The following is a 4,898-nucleotide window of genomic DNA, read 5'->3' as shown; positions in this document are numbered from 1 at the left end:
CCGCAGGCCATCTCCCGCTGGCGATTTCCTGGCGAATCCAGAAAATCCCGGCCTGCGGCGGTTCGGGCTTGGGACGTCCTGGTGGCGGCTCTTAAGTCGGTGCCTGCGAAGACGATGCACCCCCGGCGGCGCGGTCGCCTCCAGGAGCCAACTCCGCGACGCATCGCATCGTGCGGCGCACGCTCTAGAATAGCCGGCCATTCCCAGCGTCGAGAACACCGTGTCCCGCAATTCCAAGGCCAAGCGCGACAAGCGCAAGAAGCAACAGCCCAAGCGCCCGTTCGTCCGTCTGGGCCAAGCGCCCCAGGTCATCAATCATGCCGTGCTGCAGGACGCCGAAGGGCGCGTCGTGGCCGCGATCGGCCTGCAGGTTGGCAGCGAGTGGATGCTGTCGATCGGCGGCCAGACCATGGGCAGCGCCGACAACCCGGTCCCGATGCTGGCCATGCTCAAGCACCTGGCCAACCTGCAGGAAGCCGAAGGCAATACCATCTCGCTGAAATATTCGACCCAGCTGCAGCAGATGATCGACGACTTGGCTGCCGACGAAGGCCAGACCGCCGAGGAATACCTGACCAAGCTGGTCTCCGAGTTCCAGAACGCCGATGCCGATGCCGATGCCGATGAAGACGGCGACGCGGAAGACACAGCCCAGGACGCCGGCACGGAGGCCGTTGCCGACGACGCTGCGGCTGACGGCGACACCGCCAGCGCCACCGACAGTGCTGCAGACGCCAGCGACGAGGCTTCCGACACTGCGGCGGACGCGCCCGACGGCGACAGCGCCGACAAGGAGCCGAAGAAGTCCAAGAAGGCCTGACCCGGCCGATGGCCGTCTACGTCGACGATGCGGTGCACCTGTGGCGCGACCAGCGCTGGGCGCACCTGCTCGGCGATACGCTGGACGAGCTGCATGCCATGGCGGCGCGGCTGGGCATTCCCCGCCGCGCCTTCCAGAACAAACTCAGCGGTGCGCACTACGACGTGCCCGCACCGCTCCGCCTTGAGGCCATTGCCCTGGGCGCCATTCCGATCTCCCGCCACACCGACCGCGCGCTGCTCAAGGCCTTGATCGCCAAAGCACGGGCGCAGGCGCGGGGCGAGGTACCGTGAGAACCGGGATTGGGGAGTGGAGATTCGGGATTCGCAAGCGCCGGCCGATTGCACCGGTTAAGTGCGCATAAGCACATCGGGAGGCCTGATGTGAACCCACGCGCAACACACGCGCAAGGCCGTTTCTATCGCGCGTCATGCCTGCAAGCGTGCTCCCAACCAAGCAGTGCATCTGCCTTGCTGCCCGCTTGCCCAAACTTTCCGACCAGCCAGTGTGCGCATCAGCGTGGCGAACAAACCGTTGTGAGCAGTCGTCAGGCGGATGCGAACGCCGCGGTGGTCCACGGATTGCGAGCAACAGCCGCACTCGCTCGGGCGTCCGCACAGCCTGATGAGCGCGGCTTTACCTTCGTACCACTGCAGCGCGCAAAGATCGACTCACGCAACAGCAAGCACGGGACCGCCCCTGCGAATCCCGAATGCCAAATCCCCAATCCCAGCCCTCAGAACGCCTCATTCCCCAGCCGCACTTCCACCCCCAGCAACGAGGTCAGTGCCAGCATGGCGTCGTCGTCGCGGCTGAGCGCCACCCAGCCGGCGTAGGCATCGCCACCGGTGTTCCAGTTCCACAGCGAGTAGCCGTGCTCGCGCAGGCGATCGAAGGCCACCGCCATCAAATCGGGGACCTCCAGGTTGCCGGCGAAGTCTTCGTCGTCCAGATCGCCACCCCAGTCGATGCGCAGGTTCCAGCGCGCACTGAGTTCGTCGATGGCGGCGATGAACGCATCGGTGTCCTTCCAGTCCACATAGAAGCCCGAGCGCCAGTCGATCGCGTCCTTCAGCGCCCACAACCAGGCGTCGTCGCCTTCGTCGGCATCGGTGCCGGCCTGCGTTTCGCGCCAGGCGTCGAACTGGGCCAGCGCGGTGTCTTCGTCGCCGGGGTTGATCAGCACCAGCAGGTTCCACACCCGCGCCGGCTGGTCGTCCACATCGTCTTCGTCGCCCTCGGGCTGCAGGCCTTCGTCGTCTTCGTAGTCGGCACTGTTGTCAGGCATTGCGGTCTCGTTTGCTGGAGTGCAGGGGCAGAAGTGTGAGGCCTGACGGCGCGCATGCAAACCGATTGGCGCACGTCGCCGCCTCGCCGGGGCTGGTCTTCCCGGCGCAGGCCCGTATCCTGTGCGGCCGAAGACGGCTATCCCGGCCGCCATGACGCCTTTCCCATGAGCGATACCCCTCCCGATCACCTGGCCATCGACGCGCGCAGCCCGTTCCACAATGCCGATGCCCTCAACCGCGGCGTCGGCGTGCGCTTCAACGGTATCGAACGCGACAACGTGGAGGAATACTCGGTCAGCGAAGGCTGGATCAAGGTGCAGGTCGGCAAGGCGCGCGACCGTCGTGGCAACCCGATGACGATGAAGATCAAGGGCGAGGTGGTGGCCTATTACCTGGACACCAAAGACGGCGCCAAACCGGCTGCCGAGTGAAACGGCCGACAAGACCACCTCGCGCCAGGCTGCTGCAGGCCAGCTGAGCTGTGCCCTGGCTGCAGGGCCATTGCTCGCCCAGCATCGTGGGAACACTGCAGGTACGTCCTTGTAGCTCTAAGCGGCATCCATGCCGCTGCAGGTCGCGCGAAGGTGGGCGGGACAGGGAACGGTCACGATGGTCGGCGTTCATGGCGTTGAACAAAGCCATCAGCAGACTGTCTGGTGCGGTGTCCTCAGCGCTTGCGGGACCGTTGGCGGCATGGATGCCGCCAACGAGCCCCCAGGGACGGGTTCACGGCGTGTCTCGCGAGCGATGAGGGGCAGCGCGCACGCGACCCACTCAGCGTTTGACCTGGACTTCCGACAACACCACTGCACACACCACTCACGCCTTGAGCCGGTAGCCGCTGCGGAAGATCGCCGCCACCACGCCCAGGCACACCAGCAGGAACAGGAACGTCATGCCGGTGCTCACCGCGATATGCACATCGGCCTTGCCATAGAAGCTCCAGCGGAAGCCGCTGATCAGGTACACCACCGGGTTGAACAGCGTGACCTTCTGCCACAACGGCGGCAGCATGTTGATCGAATAGAAGCTGCCGCCCAGGAAGGTCAGCGGCGTCACCACCATCAGCGGAATCACCTGCAGTTTTTCGAAACCATCGGCCCAGATGCCGATGATGAAACCGAACAGGCTGAAGGTCAGTGCGGTGAGCACCAGAAAGCCCAGCATCCACACCGGATGCGCGATCTCGTACGGCACGAACAGCCGCGCGGTCAGCAGGATCAACAAGCCCAGCATCACCGACTTGGTCGCCGCCGCGCCCACGTAGCCGATCACGATTTCCCACCACGCCACCGGCGCGGACAGCACCTCGTAGATGGTGCCGGCCCAGCGTGGCATGTAGATGCCGAACGAGGCGTTGGAAATGCTTTCGTTGAGCAAGGACAGCATCACCAGGCCGGGAATGATGAAAGCGCCGTAGCTGATGCCGTCGATATCGCCCATGCGCGAACCGATCGCCGCCCCGAATACCACGAAGTACAGCGAGGTCGACAACACCGGCGAGGCGATCGACTGGGTGAGCGTGCGGAAGGAGCGCGCCATTTCGAAACGGTAGATCGCCGCAATCGCATGCAGATTCATGCGCGCACCTCCTGCTGACGTGCGCCGTGCACCAGGTTGACGAAGATCTCTTCCAGCGAACTCTCGCTGGAATGCAGGTCCTTGAAGTCGATGCCCTGTTCGTTGAGTCGGCGCAATAGGGCACCGATGCCGGTCTGCTCGGCCTGGGTGTCGAAGGTGTAGATCAGGCTGTTGCCATCGGCCGACAGTTCCAGCGGCAGGTCAGCCAGCGTGGCAGGCAATGCTTGCAATGGCGATTGCAGGCTCAGCGTCAGCTGCTTCTTGCCGAGCTTGCGCATCAGGGTGTGCTTGTCTTCCACCAGCACCAGCTCGCCGCGGTTGATGACGCCGACGCGGTCGGCCATGTCTTCGGCCTCTTCGATGTAATGGGTGGTCAGGATGATGGTGGTGCCCTGCTCGCGCAGCCGCCGCACCATCTGCCACATGTCGTGACGCAGCTCCACGTCCACACCGGCCGTGGGCTCGTCCAGGAACAGGATGCGCGGCTCGTGGGCGAGCGCCTTGGCGATCAGCACACGCCGCTTCATGCCGCCGGAGAGCGTGGAAATCTTGTTGTTGCGTTTGTCCCACAGCGACAGCTCGCGCAGGATGGTTTCCAGAGACTGCGGATTGGCCGGCTTGCCGAACAGGCCGCGGCTGAAACGCACCGTGGCCCACACCGTTTCGAACGCGTCGGTAGCCAGTTCCTGCGGTACCAGGCCGATGCTGGCACGCGCGGCGCGGTAGTCGCGCACGATATCGTGCCCATCGGCCAGCACGGTGCCGGTGCTGGGGTTGATCAAGCCGCAGATGATGCTGATCAAGGTGGTCTTGCCGGCGCCGTTGGGGCCGAGCAGCGCGAAGATCTCACCGCGCCGGATCTCAAGATCCACCTGTTTGAGCGCCTGAAAACCGCCGGCGTAGGTCTTGCTCAAGCCCTGGATGGAAACGATCGAAGTCATGGGTCAGACACGAATGACGATAAGCGCCACAGGGTAGACGCTGCGCCGTGACGATGGGAGTGGCTCAGATGGGATGCTGTCTCCCGAGGTCCCCAACACCTGGGCCAACACGCAGATCAGCCTGAGCATGCCTGCGCGTGATGTGCATCAGTACGCAAGCGAGCTCCTGCACGACAACGACCGCATGACCGCCCGGCTCCTACGATTTCCCATTTCCCGATTCCCATTTCCCGATTCCCGATTCCCGCGCGCGTGAGCGCGCTCACG

At 64.4% G+C, this 4,898-nt stretch carries 6 protein-coding genes; 3 read left to right on the top strand and 3 right to left on the bottom strand.

What is annotated here, in order from left to right; genetic code table 11:
- Positions 1-220 precede the first annotated feature (220 nt).
- Complete coding sequence (locus tag XAXN_RS18985) at positions 221-820, top strand: hypothetical protein (RefSeq protein WP_054320676.1); 600 nt, start codon at positions 221-223, stop codon at positions 818-820.
- Positions 821-828: 8 nt separating this feature from the next.
- Positions 829-1,113 (top strand): DUF4031 domain-containing protein, encoded by a 285-nt coding sequence (locus tag XAXN_RS18980; RefSeq protein WP_054320675.1) that lies wholly within the window; start codon positions 829-831, stop codon positions 1,111-1,113.
- Between the two features lie 443 nt (positions 1,114-1,556).
- On the opposite strand, the gene XAXN_RS18975 is transcribed toward XAXN_RS18980, so the two are convergent.
- Positions 1,557-2,108, bottom strand: a complete 552-nt coding sequence (locus tag XAXN_RS18975) for a DUF6630 family protein (RefSeq protein WP_042823832.1) — start codon at positions 2,106-2,108, stop codon at positions 1,557-1,559.
- 165 nt (positions 2,109-2,273) lie between these two features.
- On the opposite strand from XAXN_RS18975, the gene XAXN_RS18970 reads away from it, so the two are divergent.
- A complete protein-coding gene (locus XAXN_RS18970; RefSeq protein ID WP_042823833.1) occupies positions 2,274-2,540 on the top strand; it encodes a DUF3297 family protein in 267 nt (88 codons plus the stop codon).
- 388 nt (positions 2,541-2,928) lie between these two features.
- On the opposite strand, the gene XAXN_RS18965 is transcribed toward XAXN_RS18970, so the two are convergent.
- Both XAXN_RS18965 and XAXN_RS18960 read right to left on the bottom strand, forming a co-directional pair.
- A complete protein-coding gene (locus tag XAXN_RS18965) occupies positions 2,929-3,690 on the bottom strand; it encodes an ABC transporter permease (RefSeq protein ID WP_054320674.1) in 762 nt (253 codons plus the stop codon).
- Positions 3,687-4,631, bottom strand: a complete 945-nt coding sequence (locus XAXN_RS18960) for an ABC transporter ATP-binding protein (protein ID WP_042823834.1) — start codon at positions 4,629-4,631, stop codon at positions 3,687-3,689. Before XAXN_RS18960 ends, XAXN_RS18965 begins: the two co-directional genes overlap by 4 nt.
- Positions 4,632-4,898: the final 267 nt, after the last annotated feature.

This window comes from Xanthomonas axonopodis, assembly GCF_001304695.1.
GTDB lineage: Bacteria > Pseudomonadota > Gammaproteobacteria > Xanthomonadales > Xanthomonadaceae > Xanthomonas > Xanthomonas axonopodis.
This window is presented reverse-complemented; position numbering and strand designations above follow the sequence as displayed.